Here is a 24,516-nt window from a genome sequence, read left to right as displayed (position 1 = left end):
GTTCTCCGATTAGTTCGTCACTTGCTTGACGGCCTTGGCCAGGCGCGCCAGGCCGCTTTCCACGTCGCCGCCGCGTATGTGCACGCGCAGATAGCGCCGCCCGCGTTCAGCCAGTACCTGCAGGTCGCCCAGCGCCTGCGCGGCCTGCACGGTGCCGAAGCTGATCTTGCGTCCCGGCACGGACAGGTCGCGCGCCGGATCGGCGGTGATCTGCAGGAATACCCCGCTGTTGGGCCCGCCCTTGTAGGCCTGTCCCGTCGAATGCAGGAAGCGCGGCCCGAAGCCGCCCACCGTGGCGACCTTGTAGCGGTCGCGCATCGTCATGCGCAGGTTGGCGATCTGGCGTTCATGCGCGGCGTTGCGCGCGACGTAGGCCAGCACGGCGGCATAGTCGCCCTGGCCCAGGCGGGCCAGGTGAGCACGCAGCACGCCTTCGGCCGTGCCGTCGGCGGCCAGCGCGGCATCGCCGTAGAAGGCCAGGTCGCCGTCTTCGGCGATAGGCGTTTCAGGCGGCAGCTTGCCGGTCTTTTCGTAGGCGTCCGTCAGCGCGCGGGTCTTGATCTTGCTGGCTTCCACGTCGGGCTGGTCGAAGGGATCGATGCCGATCACGGCGCCCGCCACGGCAGTGGCGATTTCCCAGCGGAAGAATTCCTGGCCGATGGCGGCACGGCGCGGCATGGTGATGCGTATGACGGGCTGGCCGGCGGCGGCCAGGGCCTGGACCTTGGCGTCGAGCTGGGTGGTGTCGTCCTCGGCGCAGCGCAGGTAGGCGAACACGCGGTCCTGTCCGTAGACGTCCGGCGTGCCGATGGGTTCCAGGTCCACGGGGACGATGCCCTTGCCGTGCTTGCCGGTGGATTCGGCCAGCAGCTGTTCCAGCCAGGAGCCGATGCTGGCCACGGTGGGCGAGGCGAAGACCGTGAGCTTGTCGCGGCCGGCCCGTGCGGCTTCGCCCAGGATCGCGCCCAGGCGCATGCCGGGGTTCACCGACGGCGGTGACGACGGCCCGCAGGCGCGCACCATGGTTTGCGTGGTTTCCAGGAAGTGGGCGACGTTATGGCCCAGGATGCCCAGCGGCACCATGCCGAAGACCGACAGCACGGAGTAGCGGCCGCCGATCGCCGGGTCGCCATGGAAGATCGCGCGATAGCCCGCCTGCCTGGCGGCGGCCTCCAGCTTGGAGCCGGGGTCCGTGATGGCGACGAAATGCTTGCCCGCGTTTTCCTGGCCCACCGCCGCCACGGTGGCGGCATGGAAGTACGCGTTCAGGATTTCCGGCTCCAGCGTCGAGCCTGACTTGCTGGAGACGATGAACAGGGTGCGCGCGATATCGATGCCGCGTTCCACGGCGCATATTTCTTCCGGGTTGGTGGAGTCCAGCGCATGCAGCGCCAGGCCCTGGCCGGATTCTCCCAGGGCCTGCGCCAGCACTTCCGGGCCCAGGCTGGAACCGCCCATGCCCAGCAGCACGGCATCGGTGTAGCGTTCCGCCTGCAGGTCGCGCGCCAGGGCGGCAATGGCATCGGCATCGACCTGCTTGCCTTGGCCAGCGGCCAGCCAGCCGACCCAGCGGTCTTCCTGCTGTCCGGTCCACAGGGCGGCATCATGCTGCCACAGGCGCCGCATCCAGCCGTCCGCGCGGGCGCGGTCCAGGCATTTTTCGACGGCTTCGGCCAGGGGCTTGGGCAAGTCGCAGGCAACGCCGTTGATCTGCTCGCCCAGGTAGGTCAGGCGCTTGGCCGCCACCGCGCCCAGCAGTGCATCGAAGGCATCGGAAAACTGCCGCGTGCCGTCGTCCACGAGTTCGCGCGTGACGGTGTCCAGGTCCAGGCCCAGCGCCTTCGCGTCGTCCAGTTCGCGGCGCGCCTTATCGACGTCGCGCGTCAGCGTGACTTCGACCCTGCCGCCCTGGCGGAATGCGTCCATCGTCGCCGTGGGCATGGTGTTGACCGTGTCCGGCCCGATCAGCTCGTCCACGTAGAGCGTGGCGGGGTAGGCGGGGTTCTTGGTGCCGGTGGACGCCCACAGCAGGCGCTGCGGCTGCGCGCCCTTTTGCGCCAGCGCTTTCCAGCGGTCCTGGCCGATCAGTTCCAGGTAGTCCTGGTAGGCCAGCTTGGCGTTGGCGATGGCGATCCTGCCCTTGAGCGCGTTCAGCCGGGCGCTGTCCGCGCCGGGCTGCTTCAATGCGTCGTCGATTTTCTTGTCGATGCGGGTGTCGATGCGGCTGACGAAGAAGCTGGCCACGCTGGCCATCCTGTCCACCGGCTTGCCCGCCTTGACGCGGGCCTCCAGGCCCTCGATGTAGGCCAGCGCGACAGCGCGGTAGGCGTCGCGCGAAAACAATAGCGTGACGTTGACGTTGATGCCTTCCTCGATCAGCTGGCGTATCGCGGGCACGCCGTCGGGCGTGCCGGGCACCTTGATCATCAGGTTGGGACGGTCCACCGCCTGCCACAGGCGGCGTGCTTCCGCCTGCGTGCCTTCGGTGTCGTAGGCCAGGTAGGGCGAAACCTCCAGGCTGACGTAGCCGTCCTTGCCGTTCAGGCGGTCGTACACCGGCCGCAGCGCGTCGGCCGCGGTCTGGATGTCGCGCACCGCCAGCTTTTCGTAGACGTCGCCCGGTTCGGCGTCGGTCTGGTACAGGATGGCGTGCAGCTGTTCGTCGTAGGCTTCCCCATGGCCCATCGCCTTTTCGAAGATGGAAGGGTTCGACGTGACGCCCGTCAGGCTGTCTTCGCGCACCAGCTTGTCCAGGCCGCCCTGCGCGAGGAAGTCACGGCTGAGGAAATCCAGCCATATGGCCTGTCCGGCCTCCGCCAGCCGGACCAGCGGGTTATTTGTCGGTTGGTTCATTGCGTACTCCTTTTGTTTTGAACCTGCTCGCGCGCGGCGCGCACCACATTGTCCACCGTGAAGCCGAATTTCGCTTGCAGCTTGGCGATGGGCGCGGAGGCGCCGAAGGTGTGCATGACGATGGCGGCGCCCGTGGCGCCGATATAGCGGTCCCAGCCCAGGTAGCCGGCCTGTTCGACGGCGACGCGGGCCGTCACGTCCGGCGGCAGCACGCTGTCGCGATAGGCCTCGTCTTGTTCCTCGAACAGGTCCCAGCTGGGCATGGAGACGACGCGGGCGGCGATGCCGTCGGCGCGCAGGCGGTCGTAGGCCTGCATGCACAGCGAGACTTCGCTGCCGGTCGCCATCAGGATGACCTGCGGCCGATCCGGCTCGCAGTCGGCCAGCACATAGGCGCCCCGCCTGAGCGCGGCGGCCGGCGCGTACTTGCTACGGTCCAGCGTGGGCAGCGGTTGGCGCGAGAGCACCAGGGCGGTGGGACGGTTGGTCTGCGTGAGCGCGACCCTCCAGGCTTCCACGGCTTCGTTGGCATCGCACGGGCGCAGCACCCGCATGCCCGGAATACCGCGCAACTGCGCCAGCTGTTCCACCGGCTGGTGCGTGGGGCCGTCCTCGCCCAGGCCGATGGAATCGTGGGTGAAGACGAATATCACCGGCAATTCCATCAGCGCCGCCAGCCGGATCGGCGGTTTCATGTAGTCGCTGAAGATCAGGAAGGTGGCGGTGTAGGGGCGGACGTGCGATAGCGCCATGCCGTTGGCGATGGCGCCCATGGCGTGCTCGCGCACGCCAAAATGCATGTTGCGGCCGCCGTAGCTGCCTTGCTGGAAGCCGCCGGCGCCGTCGAAGGTCAGGTTCGTCTTGGTGGAGGGCGCCAGGTCCGCGGCGCCGCCCATCAGCAGGGGGATGTGCTTGGCGAAGGCATTCAAGGCCTTGCCGCCGGATTCGCGCGTGGCCATGCCCTTGGCATCCGGGGGGAAGACGGGGGCCTCGCTGTCCCAGCCGTCCGGCAGCTGGCCCTGTCGCATGCGTTGCAGTTCTTCATGCAGCTCGGGTGTCTTGGCCTTCAGCGCTTCCATGGTTTCGCACCATTGCGCATAGGCCGGGCCGGCGCGGGTGGCCAGGGCCTCGCGCAGCCGGTCGCGCACCTCGTCGGGGACGAGGAAATGCGCGTCTTCGGGCCAGCCGTACGCCTTCTTGGTCAGGCGCACTTCCTCTTCGCCCAGCGCTTCGCCGTGGGCCGCCGCGGTGTTGTGCTTGTTCGGCGAGCCGAAGGCGATCACGCTGTCCACCACGATCAGCGTGGGCCGGTCGGTGGTGGCCTGGAACTGGCGCAGGGCCGCCGCCAGCGCCATGCGGTCGTTGGCGTCGGTGACGTGCAGGGTGTTCCAGCCATAGGCGGCGAAGCGCGCCGCCACGTTCTCCGTGAAGGCGAGTTCAGTATGGCCTTCGATGCTGATGGTGTTGTTGTCGTAGATCCAGCACAGGTTCGACAGCCCCAGGTGGCCGGCGAGCGATGCGGCTTCGCTGGACACGCCTTCCATCATGTCGCCGTCGCCGCAGATGACGTAGACGTTGTAGTCGAACACATCGCGCCCCTGGCCGTTGAAGCGCTGCGCCAGGTGGCGCTGGGCGATGGCCATGCCGACGCTGTTGGCGCAGCCCTGGCCCAGCGGGCCGGTGGTCGTTTCGACGCCGGTGGTCAGGCGGTATTCGGGATGGCCCGGCGTCTTGGAGTCCAGTTGCCGGAACTGCTTGATGTCGTCCAGGCTGATGGCCGGCTTGCCGCTGGGCTTGCCGTCCGCATCGATTTCGATGACGCCCGCCAGGTGCAGCAGGCCGTACAGCAGCATGGACGCATGGCCGGCCGACAGGATGAAGCGGTCGCGGTTGGGCCAATCGGGATGCGCCGGGTCGTAGCGCAGGAAATCGTGCCACAGGGTGTAGGCCACCGGCGCCAGGGCCATGGGTGTGCCGGGGTGGCCGGAGTTCGCTTTCTGCACGGCGTCCATGGCCAGCGTGCGCAGCGTATCGATGCACAGCAGGTCCAGTCGTTCGTCGTTGCGCGCGGGATCGGGGGACGGTGGGGTGTTCATGGGACCTCTCTGGCAGAAACGCGGACAAACCGGCTCCGGGAGCAATCGTCATGCCCATATGGCCGCCGGTGGACCATGGGGCGTCGTGCGCGGCGGCCCTGTGGTGGGGCGCCGCGGCCGTGGGTCAAGGGCCGTTCATGAGGGGCGCGCCTTGCGCCACAGGGCGGCGCCGCCTTCCAGGCCGGCGTCGTTGGATCCGATCCGGATATGGCGGTCGGAAGTCAGCTCCAGGCGGGCGGAATTGCCCCCGCCGATGTAGATGCGGTCCGGCATGAACAGGATGTCTATCAATTCGAGCGCCCGATGCACCCGCCGGTTCCATTGCTTTTTGCTTAGGGTTCTACGCTCGGCTTCGCCGAGATATTCATCGTAAGTCTTGTTCTTGTGGATAGGGTGATGCGCCAGCTCCATGTGCGGCATTAATTCGCCGTCGTGGAACAGCGCGGTGCCGACGCCGGTGCCCAGCGTCATCACGAATTCCAGGCCGCGGCCGCTGACCAGTCCCAGGCCTTGCATGTCGGCATCGTTCAGCAGGTGGGCGGGCTTGTTGCCGAAGGCGCGCGAAATCGCCTGGCGCAGCGGGAAGCCGGCCCACAGGCTGGTATCCAGATTGGGGGCCGTCAGCACCTTGCCCTGGCGCACCACGCCGGGAAAACCGATGGAGATGCGGTCGAACGCCGGCTGCCCGGCCACCATCTGCTTGACGGTTTCGACCAGGATCTTCGGGGGACAGGGATGCGGGGTGGGCACGCGTACGCGCTCGGCCAGCATCTGGCCTTTTTCGTTGATGACGGCGGCCTTCAGGCCGGTGCCGCCGATGTCGATGGCCAGTATGCCGGGCTTCATGCGTCAGGGGCTCCTTGGGCGATGCAGCCGCGCGGAAAATCCGCGCGATACCGCAGTAAGGTACACCAAGAGTTTGACGGATGGTATCGGCCGCGCCGGGGCGCCCGGCGCGGGCAGGGGCGCGCGGACCCCGGACGGCCCGCGGCGGATGTGTCGTCAGCGTGTCATGCGGCCGTGTGTATCGACGCTTATTTCAAAATTGCCACGCCGTCGGCCGCGCGCACCCCGCGGCCTTCCTCCTGGACGAACAGCGGGTTGATTTCCGCCTCGACCAGGCGTTCGCCCAATTGCACCGCCATCGCGGCGAAGTTCAATACCGCATCCTCCAGCGCCTTGACGTCCGCCTTGGGCCGGCCGCGGTAGCCGTCCAGCAGCGGCCACGCCTTCAGGGACCGCAGCATGTCTTGCACGGTGGCGCGGTCCACCGGCAGCAGGCGCAGCGCGGTGTCCTGGAACAGCTCGGCCGTGACGCCACCCAGCCCCAGCAGCAGCGTCGGCCCCAGTTGCGGATCGCGGTGCACGCCCACGATCATTTCCACGCCGGAGGCCATCTCCTGCAGCAGGTAGCCTTCGGGTTCGATGCCGGTGCGTTCGCGCACGCGCGCCGCCATGGCCTCGATCGCGTCGCCGACCGTGTCCGGCGCCACGCCCACGGCGACGCCGCCCGCCTCGGTCTTATGGGTGATGCGGCTGGACAGCACTTTCAGCACCACGGGGGCGTCGAAGGCCTGCGCCTCGCGCCGGCCCTGTGCCGCGTCCGTCACCGTCCGTTCGCTCACGGACGGAACGCCGTAGTGGGCAAACAGGGCGCGTGCCTGGGCTTCGTTCAACGACCCCGTGGGCAGGCCGGCGGGCGCGGCAGGGGCGGCGGACGGGGATGCCGTGCCGCCGCCCGATTTCGGGGCGGCGGCACCCGCGGTGAGCGCCGTCTCGGTGGCCGCGCCCGCAGTCCCTTCCCGCGCGGTGCGGGCCAGCATGGCGGAAAGCACGGCCGCGAAACTCTCCGGCGCCGTGAAGGCCGGCGCGCCGGCGCGGTTGACGTTGGCGAGCACCGCGGGAGCGTGGGGGCTGACGTAGGCCAGCACCGGCTTGTCGCTCTGGCCCAGCGACGCGGCGATGGCGCCGGCCGCCAGCGTCGGCTGGGCCAGGGCGGAGGAGCCGACCACGGTGATCACCGCATCGTAATCCGCGCTGTCCAGCAATGTGGCGATGGTGTTGCGCAGCAGCTCCGGCTGCAGGCCGGCCAAGGTGACGTCGATCGGGTTGCGGTCCAGCACGATCTGGTCGTTCTTCTGTAGATCGCGCAGGCGCGCGGCGGTTTCCGGTCCGGGCGGCGGTGTTTCGAAGCCGGCCACGCCCAGGCTGTCCGCCACCAGCGTGCCGGCGCCGCCGGTGGAGGTCAGGATGGCGACGCGCCGGCCGCGCAGGCGCCGGCCCGTGGCCAGTGCGGCCGGGATATCGAGCAGATCGGCGAAGGTCTGCGCGCGGATCGCGCCCACCTGGCTGAACAGCGCGTCGTAGACGCGGTCCTCGCCCGCCAGCGCGCCGGTGTGCGAGGCCGCCGAGCGCGCGCCGGATTCGGAGCGCCCCACTTTGTAGACGACCACGGGCTTGCCCGCGCGTGCCGCCTTGAGCGCCGCGCGGCGGAATTTTTCCGGATTGCGCAGCCCTTCCATATACAGCGCGATGACCTGCGTGGCCGGGTCGTCCGCCAGGTGGTCGACGAAGTCCGCCGCTTCCAGGTCCACTTCGTTGCCGGTGGATACGAGTTTGGAGAAACCCAGGCCGGCCGCGGCCGCGCGCGACAGCAGCGAACCGAGGATTCCGCCGCTTTGCGACACCACGGCGATGCCGCCGCCCTGCAGCGATTCCATCTCCAGCGCGCCGCTGGCGCACAGCATGATGCGGTCGGTCAGGTTGACCAGACCGATGGTGTTGGGGCCCAGCAGCCGCATGCCGCCGGCCGCTTCCTTCAGCGCCTGCTGGCGCCGCGCGCCGGTTTCGCCGGTTTCGCCAAAGCCGCTGGCCAGCACGATCGCGGCCGGCGTGCCGCGCCGGGACAGGGCCGCCACCGCCTCGATGGCGCGGTCCGGCGCCACCAGCACCAGGCCCACGTCGGGCACGCCGGGCAGGCTGTCGATGTCGGGATAGCAGGCCAGGCCGCCGACCTGGTCCGCGCGCGGGTTGACCGGGTAGATCGTGCCGCCGTAGCCATGCTTCTGCAGATAGGCCACGGGGCGCCCGGCGGTCTTGGTCGCGTCGGCCGACGCGCCCACCACGGCGATGCTGCGGGGGTGGAGGAGGGTATCGATGGCAGTCATGGCTTAGCTCTTCTTCGCGGATTTATCCAGGAAGGCCTGTACGGATGCCTGGTGCTGCTCGGTGGTGTAGCAGATTGCCTGTGCCTGGCTGCCCATCTGGAAAACCTGTTCCGCGGTCAGCTCGAAGGTCTGGTTCAGGATGGTCTTGCTCAAGGCCAGTGCCGCGCCGGATCCCGCGCCCAGCTGGCGCGCCCAGTCGCAAGCCTGGCGCAGCAATTCGCCGGCCGGCGCCACGCGATCGGCCATGCCCAGCGTGTGCGCTTCCTCCGCCGCCACGGTGCGGCCGGTGTAGATCAGTTCCTTGGCGCGCTGCAGGCCCACACGGCGCGGCAGGAAGTACATGCCGCCGCCGTCGGGAATCAGGCCGCGCAGGATGTAGGTCATGGCGAAGGTCGCCGTGTCGGCGGCCATCACGAAATCGCAGCACAGGGCCAGGTCGCAGCCCAGCCCCGTCGCCGCGCCGTTGACCGCGGCGATGGTCGGCTTGGTCAGGTTGTGCAGCGCGGCCACGGCGTGGTGCGTGCGCTGCTGGCGGCTCCAGCCATTGAACGCGACCTGGCCGGCGGGCGCCGCCATGCGCTCGCGCATGCCACGGATATCGCCGCCGGCGCAGAACGCCTTGCCGGCGCCCGTCAGCACCAGGGCGCGGATGGCGTTGTCGCGGGTGACCTGGTCCAGCATGGCGATGAAGTCCTGGCGCATTTCATCGTCGATTGCGTTGCGGACTTCCGGCCGGTTCAGCGTGATGACGGCCACGCCGTCGTCGATCTGCATCTGTAGGGTGGGATTCTGCATGATGTCTCTGGTGGCGGGCGCGAAGCCCGCGGTGGGGTTGATGGCGGTGGCAGGGCCTATTGCTCGGCGATGCCCGCGTCCTTGATGATCTTGTCCCAGCGTTGCGCTTCGGCGCGCACGAAGCTGTCCAGCTGCTGCGGGTCCCCGACGTCGATCGCCAGGCCTTCTTCTTCCACGTTGCGGCGAAAGCCCGGCGCTTGTACGGCGGCCTTCAGCGCCGCGTTCAGGCGCGTGATGGCGTCGGGCGGTGTCCCGGCCGGCGCATAGACGCCGTACCAGCTTTCCACCACATAGCCCGGCACCCCGGATTCCGCGACCGTCGGCCAGTCCGGGTGCGACGGCGAGCGCTGCGCGGAGGTGACCGCCAGCGCGCGCAGCTGGCCGTTCTTCACCAGCTGGGCCACGCTGGATACCGTCGAGAACATCGTGTCGATCTGTCCGCCCATCAGGTCCGTCAGGGCCGGGCCGGAGCCGCGATAGGGAACATGCACCATGTTGACGTGTGCCAGGCTCTTGAACATTTCGCCCGCCAGGTGCGCGGATGTGCCGTTGCCGTAGGAGCCGAACGTCAGCTTGCCGGGATGCGCGCGGGCATAGGCCAGCAACTCCTGCACGGTCTTGAAGGGGGCTTTCGGCGACACCACCAGTACGTTGGGCGAGCGGCCGATCAGCGCCACCGGCGCGAAGGCGTCGAAGGTCGCGTAGGGCAGCTTCTTGTGCAGCGCCGGGTTGACGGCGTGGGCGAACGTGGCCAGCAGCAGCGTGTAGCCGTCGGGCTGCGCCTTGGCCACGGCTTCCGTGCCGATGATCGTGCTGCCGCCGCCGCGGTTTTCCACCACCACGGTCTGGCCCAGGTTCTGGGTCATGCCCTCGGCCAGCTGGCGGGCGACCAGATCGGTGCCGCCGCCGGGCGGAAAGGGCACGATGAGGCGGATGGGGCGCTCGGGAAAGGCCGCGTGCGCGCCGGGCGCAGCCAGGCCGAGCAGCGCGAGGCAGGCGGCCAGCGCAGCGGCGCCACGCCGCGAAATGGGCAGGGGAAATGTCATCGATGTCTCCAGGAACGCGCCCGCGAGAAGCGGGAATACACCCGCGAAAGGGCGGCGGACAGCCGGCCGGACGGGGCAGGGGATGGGCGCGATCGTCTTTGCGATGCGGCCAGTTTAGGTGACAATGTCGCGCTCGGTTTGCTCGCATTTCCACTCCATGGAAATGCGCCGGATGCTTCCATGCCGCGTTCCCGCGTCGACACGCCCACTTCCCGTCCTTCCACCGCCGCCCTGCGGCGGGTACCCAATGCGGCGCCCCCCAACCGCTCGCTGGAGCGCGGCATCGCGCTGCTGCGCGCCTTCCGGCCCGGGCTGGAACTCCTGGGCAACGGCGAATTGGCCGAACGCACCGGCTTGTCGCGGGCCACGGTCAGCCGCTTGACGCAGACGCTGGTGCGCACGGGCTTCCTGCAGTACGAGCCCGCGCTGCGCGCCTATCGGCTGGGCGCGCCGGTGCTCAGTCTGGCGCATGCGATGCGCAGCGGGTCGCCTGTCCTGAAGCTCGCCGCGCCGTGGATGCGTGAACTGGCGCAGGCGCGCCGCATCAATGTGGGCATCGCGGTCGCCGACGGCGACGACATGGTCTATCTGGAATCGGTGCGCTACAGCCGCAAGGTCTCGCTGCGCAGCGTGGTCGCCGGCCAGCGCGTGCCCATCGAACTGACCTCGCTGGGCCGCGCCTACCTGGCCGCGTTGCCCGATGCGGCACGCGATGCGTGGATCGCCGCCATGAAGCGCCGCCGCCCCGGCCATGCCGGGGCATTGGTGCACGAGATCGACGCCGCGCGCGCCAGCGTTCGCGCGCGTGGCTACTGCGTCGCGGCCTGGCAGCCGGCCGTGGTGGCGGTGTCGACGCCGCTCGTCCTGGACAACGGCGCCATTTATGCCTTGAACGTCAGCGTCGCCACCGCCGAGCCGCCGGAAACCGTGGCCGGTTCCCTGGCTGGCGACCTGCTGGACCTGAAGCGGCGCATCGTGTCCGCGCTGGGTTGACCGCTCAGCCCTGCGCCGGCGCGACCCGCGCCGTCAGCGTCCGGCCCAGGAACTGCGCGCTCAGCGCCGTCTCGCCGGGCGCGATATCGAACGGCTTGGCCACGGCGCCAGTCGTCACGACGTCGTCCTTGCGCAGCGTCAGGCCGTGATAACAGGCATGGTCGAACAGGTGGCGCAGCATCTGCACCGGCTCGATGCCGTCGTCGCCGCTGAGCCCGCCGCCCATGGACTGGCCGTTGGCCTGTACCGAAACCGACGCCACGCCGCGATGGATGGCCGCCGCATCGATCTCCGGCCCCAGGATGGAAGCCTCGAAGCCGACGCTATCGCCCACGAAGCTGGGCCAGCCCACCGCGCGGCGGTTGACGAAGCGCGACAGCACCAGTTCGAAGGCGATATGCGTCGACGCCACCGCCTGCATCGGGTCGGACGGCGCGGCGCCCGGTGCGATATCCCGCCCCAGCACGAACGCCACTTCGAATTCCACGGTGATCGGCGCCTGGCACAGCACGCTTACCGTGGCGCCGTTGTCGTAGCGGTGTCCGGCCAGGACGCGGCCGACCAGGGGGCGTTCCGTCCCGGCCGCCTGCATGGCGGCGACGCTGCCCACCCCCAGCTTCCATCCCGCTTCGCGGTCGCCGGTTGCGGCGGCATAGGTTTTGATGAATGCCTCCTGCAGCGCGTAGCCGTCCTGCAGGGTGCGGGGCCGTATATCGGCCGGAATCTCGCTCAGCTGGCGTCCTTCGCGCCATGCCTGCGACAACAATGCGGCCGCGGGGGCCGGGTCGAAAACGTCGGTCACGATGTACTCCTCCCACTGTGATGGTTGCCGTCATGCATCCATATCGGCTGACGATCACTTTCCATCTTAATCCTGTCCCGATATTTCCTCCTCCTCCTGATGAACCCTATTGACCCCGTCCCGATATTTCCTTCCACCCGGCGGGATGCCCCATGAGGGCGGAGAAGAACGTCAGAAAACTAAACGAAGGTGAGATGCAATATCATTAGCGTTTTCCGACAGCCCCGCGGCTGGCCGCCCATGACGCGCGCTGCCGCCGGCGGCACGCGCCCACGACAATGAGCCATATCCTGACGCCAGACACCCCCGCGGCCTCGCGCCGCGCCGACCCCGCCCACGCCGCCGCCCACCGCCGCGGCGTCTTCCTGAAATGGCTGCGCAAGGCCCACAGCTGGATCGGCCTTTGGGGCGCGCTGCTGGGGCTGCTGTTCGGCCTGACCGGGTTCTTCCAGAATCATCGCGCCGTGATGAAAATCGACACCGGCGCACCGCAGGTCTCCACGCTCCACCTCGCGCTGCCCGCGCCGGCGCCCGCCACCCCGCAGGAAATGGCCACCTGGCTGCAGGCCGAGCTCAAGCTGCCGAAAGGGCCCGAGCGTATCCAGCGCGAGCCCGCCAAGCCCGTTGCCTGGGGCGACAAGGCCCTCATCCAGCCGGAACGTTGGCAACTGAACTTCCGCTCTCCCTCGATGACCGTGCAGGCCGAATACTGGGCTGGCGCCGCGCAGGTCAATGTCCGCCGCATGGAGCCGGGCCTGCTGGCCACCCTGGAAAACCTGCACCGCGCCAATGGCGTGACGGCCGCGTGGGTGCTGATCGCCGACACCATTGCCGGCGGCATGGTGTTGCTGTCCATCACCGGGGTCTTGTTGTGGACGGGCCTGAATCGCCGCCGCACGATCGGTGTCGCGATTCTGGCGGTGTCCATCGCCGCCACGCTCGTCCTGGGCGCCCACACCTTGTAGCGAGCGGTTTCCCGCCGGACAGCCTATATGCCGCGAGCGGGCAGGGGGCTTTTGTGCCGCAGGCGCCAGAGCGATGTCACTTCCGCGGCCCTTGCGGCGTGCAACGGATCGTCCGCGTCCTGCGCCTTCCCGTGCCTGGGCCGGATATCCATCTTGTCGGCCACGCACAGGCCAGCGGCGTCGATCCACGCCAGCAATGCCTCGCGGCTGCGCAGTTGCAGACGCTCGGCCAGGTCCGACAATATGAGCCAGCCTTCCCCGTCCGGCGCCAGGTGTTCCGCCAGCCCGTCGAGGAAGCCACGCAGCATGCGGGACTCGGGGTCGTACACGGCCTGTTCGATGGGGGCGGTGGCCCGTGCCGGCACCCAGGGCGGATTGCAGACCACCAATTGGGCCTGTCCGGGCGGGAAAAGATCGACGCGTGCCAGGTGCACCTGGCCGGCCACGCCCAGTCGCGCCAGGTTCTCGCGCGCGCAGGCCAGGGCCCGCGCGTCCTGGTCCGTCGCCACCACCTGCCGTACCCCGCGCCGCGCCAGCAATGCCGCGATCACGCCGGTCCCGGTGCCGATATCGAAAGCCAGCGCCGTCCCCGGCAGGGGGGCTTGCGCCACCAGGTCCAGGTATTCGCCGCGCACCGGGGAATACACGCCGTAGTGCGGGATGATGCGATCGCCCAACGCCGGGATCTCCACCCCTTTTTCGCGCCATTGCCGCGCGCCGACCAGGCCCAGCAGTTCGCGCAACGATGTCACGTACGGCTCGCCCGCGGGTCCGTAGACGTCCTGGCAGGCAAGCGCCACATCCGGGGCGCGCCGCAGCGGCACGATATGTCCGGGCTCGACAGGGATGAGCAGCATCCCCAGCGTGCGTGCCCGCTGCGCCCGCGCCTGGCGGTGCAGGTGAAAGGCTTCCGGGAACGCAGGTGGGGTCTTCCCACCCGCAGGGGCTTTTTTCGACGCCGGTCGCCGGTCGATGCGCCGGGCCATGGCCTGAAGCAGTTGACGGGCATTCTGGAAGTCCCCCCGCCATAGCAGGGCCGTGCCTTCGCAGGCGAGCCGGTAGGCGGTATCGGCGTTCATGCTGTCGTCGGCGCGCACCACGCGCCGGGGCGGCGGGGCACCGTTTTCGGCGCGCCAGTCCGCGCGATGTTCGACGCCGTGCTCGGTCCAGGACAACTGGGCAGGCGAGGGCAGTTCTGGCAAGGGCATGTCGTCCGGCTCGGGGAGTCCGGCCTTGTCGTCGGGCTACGGGGAATGCGGCATTTTACGCGGCGGCAGGAACCGCATTGGGGCCGCCGAACTTTTACGCGGCGCGCCGCTCCAAGCAGCGGCCCGTGGGCTGCCTGTTGTGATCGCACAACGCGCTTGTCCGATGTTGATACACAGCCCGTGGGCCGGATAGATCCGACGCCATGTTTCCTCCGCGCCGGCAGCGTGTATGTCAAAATTCGAGGCGCTTTCACTCCATATTGCGAGATCCCTTTTGAATCGTCTGTCGTTTGCCTGCGGCGCGCTGTTCGCCGCCTGCCTCGCGTTCATCGCGCCCGCCCAGGCCCAAGGCCAGGCTCCCCGCACCGGTCACAACGACCCGATCTTCGTGCTCAATTCCCTGGACGCCAATGTCAGCGTCATCGACCCTGTCACCTACAAGGAGGTGCGGCGCATCCCCACGGGCAAGGAACCGCACCACCTGTATTTTTCGCCGGACCAGAAATCCCTCATCGTGGCCAATTCGGTGGGCGATACCCTGACGCTGCTCGATCCGCGCACCGCACAGGTCCAGCGCACGCTGACCGGCATCGTCGATCCCTATCAGCTGCGTTTTTCGCCGGATATGAAATGGTTCGTTACCGCGGCGAACCGGCTCAACCACATTGATATCTACCAATACGTTCCCAGCGCCAACGGCTTCGACCTCAAGCTGATGAAGCGCGTGCCGGCGGGCAAGACGCCCAGCCACATCGGCATCGACAGCAAGAGCACGACCGCCTATGTCTCGCTGCAGGACAGCGACGAAGTCATCGCCATCGACCTGGCCACGCAGCAAGTACGCTGGACCTTGCCCGTCGGCAAGACCCCGGCCGACGTGTATATCGTGCCGGGCGACAAGGTCATGCTGGTGGCATTGACCGGCGACAGCTACGTCGAAGCCTATGACCTGACCAGTCCCGGCAAGCCGAAGCTGATCACGCGCATCAAGACCAATGGCGGCGCCCACGCCTTCCGCGTCCAGGGCGACGGCCAGCATATTTTCGTCAGCAATCGTGCCGCCAATACCATCAGCCGCATCGACTTCAAGAACCTGAAGGTCGTGGCGGAATACCCGGCCCCCGGCGGTCCGGACTGCATGGACCTGATGGCGGACGGCAAGACCCTGCTGGTCACCTCGCGCTGGGCCCGCAAGCTGACGTTCATCGACATCGACAAGAAAGAAGTCGTGCGGCAGATCAATGTGGGCCGGTCGCCGCACGGGGTATGGACGCTCGATCATGTCTCGATGCATTAGAAAGGCGACGGCCGCCCTGTGCGGCCTGCTGGCGGGCGCCATCGCGGCAAACGCCGGGGCTGCCTCGGCGCCGCTTTGCGCCAAGCCCGTCTACCTTACGTTCGATACCGGCCATATGGGCGTGGCCCCGCTCGTCGCGGACGTCCTGAAGCGCCATGACGTGAAGGCCACCTTCTTCCTCGCCAACGAGCGCACGCAGACCGGTGGCACGTCGCTGGACGATCACTGGGCGCCCTGGTGGCGCGCCCGCGTCGCCGATGGCGACGTCTTCGGCTCGCATACCTACGATCACGTCCACTGGTTGAAGGACTTGCCGGGCGATAGATTCGAAATGCGGCCGGATTTCGGCCCCCATGCCGGCAAGCGCGAGATCCTGACCGCGCAGCAGTATTGCGACGAGTTGCAGCGCTCCGCTGCCCGTTTCCGTGAAATGACCGGCCAGGCCATGCTGCCCTTGTTTCGCGCGCCCGGGGGCCGCACATCGCCGGCACTGCTCAAGGCGGCGCAGTCTTGCGGCTATCGCCACGTCGGCTGGGCCTCGGCGGGTTTCCTGGGCGATGAACTGCCCAGCGACAAATACCCCAACGCGCGGCTGCTGGCGCGGGCGCTGGCCGATATCAAGCCGGGCGACATCCTGATAGCGCACCTGGGCATCTGGTCGCGCCAGGAACCTTGGGCGCCCGCCGTGCTCGAACCCTTGATCACCGGGCTGCAGGCCAAAGGTTATTGCTTCGCCACGATGGACCGCCATCCGGCCTACCGTGCCTGGATCGCGGCGCATCGCCCCTGAATTCTTTCTTTGCAATGGATACGTTCAATCATCTCATCGGCATGGCCCAGGAGGGCCTGTTCGAATCCGTCATCCAGCCCGTGCTGTACAAGCTGGGCCTGTCCGGCGTCATCGAAGACGCCTATGACGCCACCCTGTGGCTGATCGCCGGCCTGCTGCAGATCGCCGTGCTGGTTTGCGTGATCGGGCCGCTGCAGCGCTGGCGTCCGGTAGAGCCCGTGACCGACCGGCGCGCCGTGCGCCTGGACATCTTCTACACGGTGATACACCGCCTGGGCATTGTCCGCGTGGCGCTGTTCTTTGCCATCGACCCGTTCTGGAACACGCTCTTCGGCAGCCTGCACGTCTGGGGCCTGCCCACGCTGCAGCTGGACAATCTGTGGCCCGGCGTTACCGATAATGCGCTGGTCAGCCTGGCGATCTACCTGGTCATATTCGACCTGGTCGAATACCTGTATCACCGCGCCCAGCACAACATCGAGTGGATGTGGGCCCTGCATGCGGTCCATCACAGCCAGCGCCAGATGACCATGTGGAGCGACAACCGCAATCATCTGCTGGACGATCTTCTGCACGACATCGTCATTGTGGTCGTGTCCCAGCTGATCGGCGTGGCGCCGGCGCAGTTCGTTGCCATCGTCGCCGTCCTGCAATTGGTCGAGAGCTTTTCGCACGCCAACCTGCGGCTGCACTTCGGCAAGCTGGGCGAGCGCATGCTCGTCAGCCCGCGCTTTCATCGCGAGCACCATGGCATCGCCTACGAAACGACGGCCACCGGCAAGGTCGTGGGCAGCAATTACGCCGTTATCTTCCCGGTCTGGGACATCCTCTTCCGTACCGCGCGCTTCGACGGCAATTACGGTCCCACCGGCATCGCCGACCAACTGCCCGACGCCGGCGGCCGCGATTACGGGGAAACCTTCATGGCCCAGCAATGGCTGGGATTCAAGCGCCTGTTCCGGCTGCGCCGGCGGGGCGCGCGCGCGGCATGACGATCTCGAACACCGTGCCCTCGGCGAGGGTCGAGCGCACGGCGACGGTGCCGCCGTGCGCGTCGATGAACTTCTTCACGATATAAAGCCCCAGTCCCAGGCCATTTTTCGACGCCCGGCTTTCCAGGCTGGCCTGGAAGGGGTTGAACAAGTCCGGCAACTGGCAAGGGGGGATCACGCCCCGGTTGGCCACGTGGACCAGGATGCGCGCCGGTGCCCCGCCGTCGATGCGCAGCATCACCGGGTGATCCGGGTCCCCGTGCTGCAGGGCATTGCCCAGCAGGTTGGAGACCACCTGGGAAAACCGGTCCACGTCGATATCGCCATGCGTGTCGCCAGCAACATGCAACTGCACGCGTTCGCGCTGCGCCGGGTCCGCGATCTCGTCGACGATGGCGCGGCAGACGCCGGCGTAGTCGGCCCGCACGTGCTGTAGAACCAACCCGTTGGAGCGGATGCGCGCGACATCGAGCAGCTGTTCCACCATCCGGGCCATGCGCCCGGCGCTGAAGCGGATGCGCTGCGCATTGGTCAGCACCTTGGGGTCTGTGGAGCCGCGCAGCAGCAGTTCGGAGCCATGCAGTACTGCGGAAAGCGGATTGCGGAGGTCGTGTCCCAGCACGGCGGTGAACATCTCGTTCAGCGTCAGCGCCTGGCGCAGTTCTTCCAGCTGGCGCGCCATCAGCTTCTTCTGGTTGTGCATCTCCACGAAGACATTGACCTTGCTGATCAGGACGTCGGCATCCAGCGGCTTGTACAGGAAATCCACGGCGCCTGCCTCGTAGCCCCGGAAGTGGGCTTCGCGTTCCTTGGTGCCGGCCGTCAGGAATATCAGCGGCACGGTGCGCGTGCGCTCGCTGCCGCGCATCAGCTCGGCCAGTTCGAAGCCATTCATCTGCGGCATCTGCACGTCGATCAGGGCCAGCGCCACTTCATGGGCCAGCAGCAGTTCCAGGGCTTGCACGCCCGAACGGGCTTTCAATACCTGGATGCCCGGCCGGGCCAGCAGCGCTTCGATCGCCACCAGATTCTGCTCGATGTCGTCGACGACCAGGATGTTGACGCTTTCAGTCACGGTCCTTCTTCCCGTTCTTGGCTTGGGCTCTGCCCACGTTCTGGCCCAGGTTCGCCAGCGCGCGCGCCAGCGTGAATTTATCCATGATGCGGTCGGCGCCGGCTTGCGCGATGGCGCTGGCCGGCATCGCCGGCGCGTCGGCGCTGTCCGGGTCCTGTACCCATGCCTGCCCGCCCAGCGCGCGCACTCGCTGCAATCCGGCCGCCCCGTCCTGGCTGGCGCCCGTCAGCACGATGCCCAGCAGCCGTTCGCGATAGGCCATGGCCGCGGACTCCAGCAGCACGTCGATGGATGGACGGGAGAAATTGACCGCGTCATCCTGGGACAGGGCGAAGGAGCGCTCGGGTTCCACCAGCATGTGATAGTCGGGCGCCGCGATATAGACCACGCCGGGCCGGATGTATTCCTTGTCTTCGACTTCCTTCACGGGCAGGACGCAGCGCGCCCCGAACAGTCCGGGCAGCAGGCTGTTCCTGTCGGGCGGCAGATGCAGCACGATGGCGACCGCCGCGGGAAAGTCGGGGGGCAGGGCTTGCAGCAGCGTGCCGATGGCGTCCAGGCCGCCGGAGGAAGCCCCGATGGCGACGAGTTCGATCGACCTGGAAGGGAGGCGGGCAGGGGTCGTCATAGGCGCTGGTAAATACGCTGGTGCGGCGCCACTTCCATGAAGCGGCCGGACTGCGAGGAGAACCGCAGGCTTTCCCGCGTACCCAGGCCCAGGAAGCCGCGCCGTACCAGGGACTCGTGGAACAGTTGGGCCGCGCGGTCCTGCAGCTCGCGGTTGAAGTAGATAAGTACGTTGCGGCAGGAAACGAAGTGCACTTCCGAAAACACGCTGTCGGTCGCCAGGCTGTGATCCGCGAAGACGATATGTTCGCGCAGCCGCCGGTCGAAGCGCGCGTCATGCAGGTTGGCGGTGTAGTAATCCGACAGTGAACGCGTGCCGCCGCTCTCGCGGTAGTTCCGGCTGAACTGGGCGATGCGATCCACCGGATAGATGCCTGTCTCGGCCACGCGCAGGGCTTCGGAGTTGATGTCGGTCGCGTAGATCAGCGTGCGTGACAGCAGGTCTTCCTCGTCCAGCAATATGGCCAGCGACCAGACTTCCTCGCCGCTGCTGCAGCCGGCGACCCAGATTTTCACCGACGGATAGGTCTTGAGCACGGGGGCCACGTAGTCGCGCACCGCGCGGAAGTAATCCGGATCGCGGAACATTTCGCTGACCTGCACCGTGAAGTACCGCAGCATCCGCGCGAAGACGGTCGGCTCGTGCAGCACCTTGTCCTGCAGCTGGCTGACGGTCTCGCAGCCGAAGTGCGCCATGGCCTGCCTGACGCGCCGCCGCATCGAGGCGACGGCATAGCCGCGGAAGTCATGCTGGTAGCGCATATACACGGCCTCGAGCAGGAGCTTCAGCTCCAGGTCGAACAGCGCGTCCATCGCGGCGGCGCCGCTTACTTGGGCATCCAGACTCGGCATAGCGAAACCAGCTTGTCTACGTCGATCGGCTTGGCGATATAGTCGTTGGCGCCCGCCGCCAGGCAATTGCGGCGGTCGTCCGTCATGGCCTTGGCGGTCAGCGCGATGATAGGCAGATCGCGCAGTTCGGCGCGCTTGCGGATTTCCCGGGTGGCGGTCAGCCCGTCCATTTCCGGCATCATCAGGTCCATCAGGACGATGTCCACCTGGGCGTCCTTGGCCAGCGCATCCAGCGCTTCACGGCCGTTGCGCGCCACCAGCAGCTGCGCGCCCAGCGGCTCCAGCACGCTGGACAGCGCGAAGATATTGCGCACATCGTCTTCCACCAGCAGGATGCGGCGCCCTTCGAACACCATGTCGCGCTGGCGCGCCTGCATCAGAAGCTTCTGCTGGTCCGGCGGCAGCGTGGCTTCCACCCGGTGCAGGAACAGCGTCACTTCGTCCACCAGCCGCTCCGGCGATTTCGCGCCCTTGATGATGATGGAGCGGGAGTAGCGGCGCAGGCGCTGCTCCTCGTCGCGCGTCAGCGCCCGGCCGGTATAGACGATGACCGGCGGGAAGGCGTACTTGCGGCCGGCGCCCATCTGCTCCAGCAACTCATACCCGGACGCGTCCGGCAGCATCAGGTCCATGACCATGCAGTCGTAGGTGCGCGCGGATAAATGCTCCAGGGCCTCGGCGACGGTGCCCGCAGTGGTGATCTCGATGTCGTCGGCCCGCAGCAGCAGCGATATGCTGGCGCGCAGATCCGGATCGTCCTCCACCACCAGCAGTCGGCTGGCGCGCCTTTGCAGTCTTTCCTCCACCCGCTTGAAGGCTTCCACCAGCTCCTCACGGGCGACGGGTTTCAGGGCGTAGCCGACCGCGCCCAGTTCGAGCGCGGTTTGCATGTGGTCGTCCACCGACACCACATGGATGGGAATGTGGCGGGTGGCCGGATCGTGCTTGAGCTGGTCCAGGACGCTCAGGCCGGACTGGTCGGGCAGGCCGACGTCCAGCAGGATTCCGCTGGGGCGCAGTTCGCGCGCCAGCCGCATGGCTTCCGCGCCCTGCGACACCAGGACGCAGTCGAATCCCAGCTCGTGCGCCAGTTCGTACAGGATGTCGGCGAAGCGCGCGTCGTCCTCGATGACCATGACCAGCCGCTCGTGGCGCCGCTCGTGGATGTCGCCGCGCGCCGGCGTGGCTACGCCGATGTGCACGGGCGCCGCCGCGGGCGGATCGTCGGCGGCGGCCGGCACCTCGCCGCCGGTCTTCTCGCCGGTGGGCGCGGCCTCGACGGCGGTGGCGCCGGATGCCGGCGCCGTGGCCAGCGACTGGCGCAGGTCCGCCGCGATCTCCGCCGTAAAGGTACTGCCCTGGCCGACCGAGCTGCTCACGTGCAGCTCACCGCCCAGCAGGCGCGTCAGTTCGCGCGAGATCGACAGGCCCAGGCCGGTGCCGCCGTACTTGCGGCTGGTCGTGCCGTCGGCCTGGCGGAAGGCTTCGAAGATGACCGCCTGCTGGTGCGGCGGGATGCCGATACCCGTGTCGCGCACGGCAAAGGCCACGCGTCCGTCGCCGGCACCCTGGACCGACAGCACCACCTCGCCCTGTTCCGTGAACTTGAACGCGTTCGCCAGCAGGTTCTTCAGCACCTGCTGGAGTTTCGCGGCGTCGGTGACATAGGTGCTGGGGGCGTTGTCATGGATTTCGATGCGGAACGCCAGCTGTTTGCCGGCCACGATGGGCTCGAACATCTGCCGTATGGGTTCCAGCACGCCGGCGGCCGACACGGTCTCCGGCGCCATGTCCACATGGCCGGCTTCGATCTTGGACAGGTCCAGGATGTCGTTGATCAGCGTCAGCAGATCCGCATTCGATGCGTGGATGGTTCTCGCGTAGCGCTGGATTTCCTCCGGCGCCAGGGTGGCGGACTTGGGATCGGCCAGCATCTGGGACAGGATCAGCGAGCTGTTCAGCGGCGTGCGCAGCTCGTGGGACATATTCGCCAGGAACTCCGACTTGTACCGGCTGGCGCGGGATAGCTCGCGGGCGTTCGTTTCCAGCGTCTCGCGCGCCTGCTGCAGTTCGCGCTTTTGCCGTTCCAGCCGGTGCGTATGTTCCTCCAGCCGCGCATTGCTTTGCAAAAGGTCGGTCTGCTGCTGCTCCAGGCGGCTTTGCGATTCGCGCAGGGCCCGGCCCTGCTCCTCCAGTTCTTCATTGGAGACGCGCAGTTCTTCCTGCTGCGTCTGCAGCTCCTCGCTCTGGCGCTGCGTTTCTTCCAGCAATTCCTTCAGGTGCTCGCGATACAGCGCCGAGCGCAGGGCGACCCCGATGACTTCCCCGGCCGCTTGCAGCAGTTCCAGTTCACGGTCGAAATCCCCGTCGCGCAGAAAGCCCAGTTCCACCACGCCCTGCACCCGGCCGTCCGCGGTGACGGGGGCAATGAGCAGCGCGCGGGGCGGCGCATCGCCGAGCGCGGAGTTGACACGGGCATAGTCGCCGGGCAGGTTCCGCACCACCATGGGCGTGCCCTGCGCCGCGGCTTCGAGCGTCATGCCGCGCCCCGGCGTGGCGGCCGGGCCATCCGCGCGGTCGCGGGCATATCCGCCCACCCACGAAAGCGAGCCGCGCTGCAGCCGGTACAGGGCGCCGACCTGGGCGTCCATTATCCTGGCCAGCGCCCGCATGGCGTTCTGCCCGATGTCCTGCACGCTCTGTTCGCCCAGCAGGTCCTGCGCCAGGGCGCTTTCGCCCTGTTGCAGCCACATCAGGCGCTGCGCATTCAGGCGCGCCGCGATCACCTGTACGCCCAGCAGCGCCGTGGCGATCAGCGTCACCACGCCGAATATGCGGTTCATGAGGTTCTGCAGCGGGATATCGCCGCCCCAGGGCAGGAAGGTACCGGCCACGATGAAGACCAGTTCCAGCATGGCGATGAGCAGCGGCACGTACTTGTGGCGCTGGAACACGCTCAGTACCACGGGAAGCGTGTAGAACACCCATATGGCCACCCCGATCGGGGTCACGATGTCGATCGCGAATATGAGCACGCTCAAAACGGCAATGCCCAGGTGAATCGGCATATCGTCGTTTTTATGGGTGAGTTGCATGGTCGAGGATAAGAAAAATTTCCATATCGATACCGGCGGGGAAATAGTACCGCACGTTACTTCATGTATCGTCGCGGAGCGCCCGGCAGCAATTGGCGTGCCTGAGCCTCAGCGCAGCGGCTGCTCGCGCCCGCGCCGGCAAAACTGATATGGTCCGGATTGCGCCTCGTGGCGCAATCCGGGCCCCGACAGACGTCTTGCAGCAAGGGATTGTTACCCCATCACCATGGCAGATTCCTCTATTGGGGCCGTCCGCCCCAAGCGCTACGAAGCGGTGGCGGCCGACATCGTGCGGTCCATCGACGCCGGTACGCTGCGCGCGGGCGACCGCCTGCCGTCCGTGCGGCAGGCGAGCACGGCGCGACGGGTCAGCGTATCCACCATATTCCAGGCGTATTACCTGCTCGAGGCGCGCGGCTACATCCAGGCCCGCGACCGCTCGGGCTACTACGTCAACCCGCGCAAGCGCACCCCGCCCGAGCCCGAGATCTCCCAGCCGGACGGCAATCCCGCGCCGGTGGACGTCGCGGCGCTCGCCTTCGAGGTCCTGGGCTCGGTGCGGGATCCCGACACGGTTCCTTTCGGATCGGCCTTCCCGGCGCCCACGCTGTTCCCGCTGGTGCGGCTGGCGTCTTCCTTGAAGGCGGGCCTGCGCCGCATGGACCCTTGGAGCAGCATCGCCGATATGTTCACCGGCAATGCCGCCCTGCGGCGGCAGATCGCGGTGCGCTATCTCATCGACGGGATGGACGTGCAGGGTGACGACCTGGTCATCACCAACGGGGCGATGGAGGCCCTGCAACTGGCCTTGATGGCAGTGACGCGGCCCGGCGATACGGTGCTGATCGAATCGCCCGCCTTCTATGCCACCCTGCAGGCACTGGAGCGCCTGAAGCTGCACGCCGTCGAAGTGCCGACCAGCCCGCGCACCGGCATCCAGCTGGACGCCCTGGCGCAGGCGATCGAGCGGCATCGCCCGCAAGCGTGCTGGATCATGTCCAACTTCCAGAATCCCACCGGCAGCTTGATGCCCGAGCCGCAGAAGCAGGCGCTGGTCGCGCTGCTGGCCCGGCACCGCATACCGCTGATCGAGGATGACGTCTATGGCGAGCTCTATTTCGGGCGGGTGCGACCGCTGCCCGCCAAGGCCTATGACCGCGATGGCCTGGTCCTGCACTGTGCATCGTTCTCCAAGTGCCTGGCCCCGGGCTATCGTGTCGGTTGGGTGGCCGCCGGCCGCTACGCCCGCGAGGTGGAACGCCAGAAGCTGATGACGACCCTGGCATCGCCCAGCCCGAACCAGCTGGCCCTGGCCGAATACCTGGACCATGGCGGCTACGACCGCCATCTGCGGCAACTTCGCGCCACCCTGCAGCGGCAACAGCAGCAGATGATGGCCGCCCTGGCGCGCTACTTTCCCGAAGGCACGCGCGCCTCGCGGCCGCAGGGCGGGTACTTCCTCTGGGTGCAGCTGCCGCCGGGCGCCGACGCGCTGGCCGTCTATCGCGCCGCGCTGGCACGGCGCATCAGTGTCGCGCCCGGGCCGATTTTCTCGCCACGCGGGGATTTCCGCGATTGCCTGAGGCTGAACTATGGTCATCCCTGGGACCAGACCCTGGAAGACGCCATGCGCGTGCTGGGCGAGATCGTCGCGCGGCAGTTGTCCGCCTAGCGTTGACAGGCCCTGGCGGGTGCCGCCGTTGATGCGCCGTTCCTGCCGGCGCGGCTGGCGCGGCATGGCCAGGGCCAGCAGGGCTGCCAGACGGTAGCCCTAAGCGCGTTGATGCCGCCTCCGTATTCGGATCATTCCGACGATTGGCGTCGGGTTGTACCACGGCAGATGGGTGAATAAGTCCTACATGA

18 protein-coding genes are annotated in these 24,516 nt (G+C 67.7%); 6 read left to right on the top strand and 12 right to left on the bottom strand.

The features are described from left to right. Nucleotides 1–9 precede the first annotated feature (9 nt). The 6 genes from AKI39_RS20100 to AKI39_RS20075 form a co-directional block, all read right to left on the bottom strand. Nucleotides 10–2,853 carry a bifunctional transaldolase/phosoglucose isomerase gene (locus tag AKI39_RS20100; protein WP_066640095.1) on the bottom strand — a complete coding sequence of 948 codons (2,844 nt, stop codon included), beginning with the start codon at nucleotides 2,851–2,853 and terminating at the stop codon, nucleotides 10–12. After that, nucleotides 2,850–4,949 (bottom strand): transketolase, encoded by a 2,100-nt coding sequence (tkt, locus tag AKI39_RS20095; RefSeq protein ID WP_066640092.1) that lies wholly within the window; start codon nucleotides 4,947–4,949, stop codon nucleotides 2,850–2,852. Before tkt ends, AKI39_RS20100 begins: the two co-directional genes overlap by 4 nt. Nucleotides 4,950–5,084: 135 nt before the next feature. After that, complete coding sequence (locus tag AKI39_RS20090; RefSeq protein ID WP_066640090.1) at nucleotides 5,085–5,795, bottom strand: ROK family protein; 711 nt, start codon at nucleotides 5,793–5,795, stop codon at nucleotides 5,085–5,087. A 188-nt stretch (nucleotides 5,796–5,983) separates the two neighbouring features. Continuing rightward, nucleotides 5,984–8,116, bottom strand: coding sequence for an acetate--CoA ligase family protein (locus tag AKI39_RS20085; protein ID WP_066640088.1), 2,133 nt, complete (start codon nucleotides 8,114–8,116; stop codon nucleotides 5,984–5,986). Nucleotides 8,117–8,119: 3 nt separating this feature from the next. Next, entirely contained in the window at nucleotides 8,120–8,911 is a 792-nt protein-coding gene (locus AKI39_RS20080; protein ID WP_066640087.1) for an enoyl-CoA hydratase/isomerase family protein, read from the bottom strand. A gap of 56 nt (nucleotides 8,912–8,967) precedes the next feature. Further along, on the bottom strand, nucleotides 8,968–9,957 hold the full coding sequence (locus AKI39_RS20075; protein ID WP_066640086.1) for a tripartite tricarboxylate transporter substrate binding protein: 990 nt from the start codon (nucleotides 9,955–9,957) through the stop codon (nucleotides 8,968–8,970). 180 nt (nucleotides 9,958–10,137) lie between these two features. Between AKI39_RS20075 and AKI39_RS20070 the strand changes: the two genes are divergently transcribed. Continuing rightward, nucleotides 10,138–10,950: an IclR family transcriptional regulator gene (locus tag AKI39_RS20070; protein ID WP_066640081.1), complete on the top strand. Its 813-nt coding sequence runs from the start codon at nucleotides 10,138–10,140 to the stop codon at nucleotides 10,948–10,950. A gap of 4 nt (nucleotides 10,951–10,954) precedes the next feature. Here the strand turns inward: AKI39_RS20070 and AKI39_RS20065 are convergent, their stop codons facing one another. Continuing rightward, nucleotides 10,955–11,752, bottom strand: coding sequence for a 2-keto-4-pentenoate hydratase (locus AKI39_RS20065; RefSeq protein ID WP_083228947.1), 798 nt, complete (start codon nucleotides 11,750–11,752; stop codon nucleotides 10,955–10,957). A 278-nt stretch (nucleotides 11,753–12,030) separates the two neighbouring features. Here AKI39_RS20065 and AKI39_RS20060 point away from each other — a divergent pair, with 278 nt between their 5' ends. Beyond that, nucleotides 12,031–12,717, top strand: a complete 687-nt coding sequence (locus AKI39_RS20060; protein WP_066640079.1) for a PepSY-associated TM helix domain-containing protein — start codon at nucleotides 12,031–12,033, stop codon at nucleotides 12,715–12,717. Between the two features lie 23 nt (nucleotides 12,718–12,740). On the opposite strand, the gene AKI39_RS20055 is transcribed toward AKI39_RS20060, so the two are convergent. Beyond that, on the bottom strand, nucleotides 12,741–13,925 hold the full coding sequence (locus tag AKI39_RS20055; protein ID WP_066640076.1) for a methyltransferase: 1,185 nt from the start codon (nucleotides 13,923–13,925) through the stop codon (nucleotides 12,741–12,743). Nucleotides 13,926–14,199: 274 nt separating this feature from the next. Between AKI39_RS20055 and AKI39_RS20050 the strand changes: the two genes are divergently transcribed. Genes AKI39_RS20050 through AKI39_RS20040 form a run of 3 tightly spaced genes read left to right on the top strand, consistent with a single transcriptional unit; the run spans nucleotide 14,200 to nucleotide 17,004 of the window. After that, entirely contained in the window at nucleotides 14,200–15,222 is a 1,023-nt protein-coding gene (locus AKI39_RS20050; protein ID WP_235610685.1) for a YVTN family beta-propeller repeat protein, read from the top strand. After that, the gene (locus tag AKI39_RS20045; protein ID WP_066640075.1) at nucleotides 15,206–16,012 is read left to right on the top strand and encodes a polysaccharide deacetylase family protein; all 807 of its coding nucleotides are present in this window, start codon (nucleotides 15,206–15,208) and stop codon (nucleotides 16,010–16,012) included. The genes AKI39_RS20050 and AKI39_RS20045 overlap by 17 nt, the downstream gene beginning before the upstream one ends. A 14-nt stretch (nucleotides 16,013–16,026) precedes the next feature. Next, the gene (locus tag AKI39_RS20040; RefSeq protein WP_066640073.1) at nucleotides 16,027–17,004 is read left to right on the top strand and encodes a sterol desaturase family protein; all 978 of its coding nucleotides are present in this window, start codon (nucleotides 16,027–16,029) and stop codon (nucleotides 17,002–17,004) included. Here AKI39_RS20040 and AKI39_RS20035 read toward each other — a convergent pair. From AKI39_RS20035 to AKI39_RS20020, 4 genes are read right to left on the bottom strand one after another with little or no spacing between them, the layout of a single operon-like run. Beyond that, on the bottom strand, nucleotides 16,958–18,079 hold the full coding sequence (locus AKI39_RS20035) for a hybrid sensor histidine kinase/response regulator (protein WP_066640070.1): 1,122 nt from the start codon (nucleotides 18,077–18,079) through the stop codon (nucleotides 16,958–16,960). The genes AKI39_RS20040 and AKI39_RS20035 overlap by 47 nt on opposite strands. After that, nucleotides 18,072–18,707 (bottom strand): chemotaxis protein CheB, encoded by a 636-nt coding sequence (locus AKI39_RS20030; protein ID WP_066640068.1) that lies wholly within the window; start codon nucleotides 18,705–18,707, stop codon nucleotides 18,072–18,074. Before AKI39_RS20030 ends, AKI39_RS20035 begins: the two co-directional genes overlap by 8 nt. Then, complete coding sequence (locus AKI39_RS20025; RefSeq protein ID WP_066640065.1) at nucleotides 18,704–19,558, bottom strand: CheR family methyltransferase; 855 nt, start codon at nucleotides 19,556–19,558, stop codon at nucleotides 18,704–18,706. The genes AKI39_RS20030 and AKI39_RS20025 overlap by 4 nt, the downstream gene beginning before the upstream one ends. Further along, on the bottom strand, nucleotides 19,534–22,653 hold the full coding sequence (locus tag AKI39_RS20020) for a response regulator (RefSeq protein ID WP_083228946.1): 3,120 nt from the start codon (nucleotides 22,651–22,653) through the stop codon (nucleotides 19,534–19,536). Before AKI39_RS20020 ends, AKI39_RS20025 begins: the two co-directional genes overlap by 25 nt. A gap of 226 nt (nucleotides 22,654–22,879) precedes the next feature. Between AKI39_RS20020 and AKI39_RS20015 the strand changes: the two genes are divergently transcribed. After that, nucleotides 22,880–24,325, top strand: coding sequence for an aminotransferase-like domain-containing protein (locus tag AKI39_RS20015; RefSeq protein WP_066640063.1), 1,446 nt, complete (start codon nucleotides 22,880–22,882; stop codon nucleotides 24,323–24,325). The last annotated feature ends 191 nt before the right edge of the window (nucleotides 24,326–24,516 follow it).

The sequence above is a fragment of the Bordetella sp. H567 genome (assembly GCF_001704295.1).
In the GTDB taxonomy this organism is placed as follows: Bacteria; Pseudomonadota; Gammaproteobacteria; order Burkholderiales; family Burkholderiaceae_B; genus Bordetella_C.
The sequence above is the reverse complement of the archived record's forward strand: the minus strand, read 5'-3'. Positions and strand labels throughout refer to the sequence as shown.